Origin of the sequence: Bradyrhizobium sp. CCBAU 11361, from assembly GCF_028128935.1 — a bacterium.
In the GTDB taxonomy this organism is placed as follows: Bacteria; Pseudomonadota; Alphaproteobacteria; order Rhizobiales; family Xanthobacteraceae; genus Bradyrhizobium; species Bradyrhizobium niftali.
Genome location: NZ_LBJZ01000092.1, coordinates 1 through 1,300, shown reverse-complemented (window position 1 = coordinate 1,300; position 1,300 = coordinate 1). Strand labels below are relative to the sequence as shown.

The 1,300-nt window shown below is 59.0% G+C and carries 1 protein-coding gene; it reads left to right on the top strand.

Features of this window, described 5'->3' with window-relative positions; translation table 11 throughout:
* Positions 1-2: 2 nt before the first annotated feature.
* A complete protein-coding gene (locus tag XI08_RS10005; protein ID WP_271574287.1) occupies positions 3-1,037 on the top strand; it encodes an IS110 family transposase in 1,035 nt (344 codons plus the stop codon).
* Positions 1,038-1,300: the final 263 nt, after the last annotated feature.

Genomic DNA, 1,300 nt, shown 5'->3' with positions numbered 1-1,300 from the left:
CCGTGGCAGAGGTTAGCATAATCGGTCTAGATATCGCCAAGCATGTTTTCCACGTTCATGGCGCGGACGGGAAAGGACGGGCTTTATTCAGCAAACGGATCAGCCGGGGAAAGCTGCTGGATTTCTTTGCGGCCCAGCCAATTTGCACAGTAGCCTTAGAGGCATGTGGAGGAGCTCATCACTGGGCCCGGCAGCTCGCGCAGCTTGGCCATAATGTTCGGTTGATCCCGCCAGCTTATGTAAAGCCCTTTGTAAAGCGGCAAAAGAACGACGCGATTGATGCCGAGGCGATCTGCGAGGCTGCGCAGCGACCGAGCATGCGGTTCGTTGCCGTTAAGAGTGAAGAGCAACAGGCTGCGGGTCTAGTGTTTCGAACCCGTGACCTGTTAGTGCGGCAACGAACCCAGCTCATCAACGCGATCCGAGGACACCTCACGGAGTATGGCTGGATCGCGCCCAAGGGGCCATCGCACGTGGCGAAACTTAGCGATCTCATCGAAGAGGACGCTATGGCCAGCTCACTTCCTGAAGCGGCCCGCCCCATGTTACGAGTGATGCTAGACCTGCTCGCTGAGCTGAATGGCAAGATCGCAGATCTCGACCAGGAAATCGCGCGACGCGCTCGCGAAGACGAGGTATCGCGCAGGCTGATGACCATTCCTGGCATTGGCCCAATCTCCGCCACCGCGATCGCTGCTCTGGCGCCGCCGGCCGAGACCTTCGCCAAGGGTCGTGACTTCGCAGCATGGCTCGGTCTCACGCCTCTTCAAAGATCTACAGGCGGCAAGCAGAAGCTCGGTGCAACATCCAAAATGGGCGAACGCACGCTCAGGCGCCTTCTCATCGTTGGCAGCAGCGCGGTCGTGCAACAGGCGAGCAAACGCGGTGCGCCAAAGGGTTCGTGGCTCGAACAGATGCTGGCTCGCAAACCACGCATGCTGGTAACGGTCGCACTCGCCAACAAGATGGCGCGGATTGTCTGGGCGCTACTTATCAAGCAGGAGAATTACAGGGCTCCGGTCGCAGCCAAGGCGTGATCCTGGCGGACCTGAGGTCGTCGGAGGTGTAGTCGGTCGAAGGAGAGTATGGCGCAACAGTCGGCGAGACGAGGCCGGAAGAACCAGGCGTACTCATCGTGCCTAGAGCACGCTTTTATGATTTGGTTCCGGTCTGCGAACTCCCATACGGGCCCGCAGCTTCATCGCTGCACCATCAGAGGCCGGACAGATGGCAGCATCCGACTACGTGCCGATCTTCTTCAAAAATCGCTTGCATCTCGCGGGGCGTCCACAGATGAGTA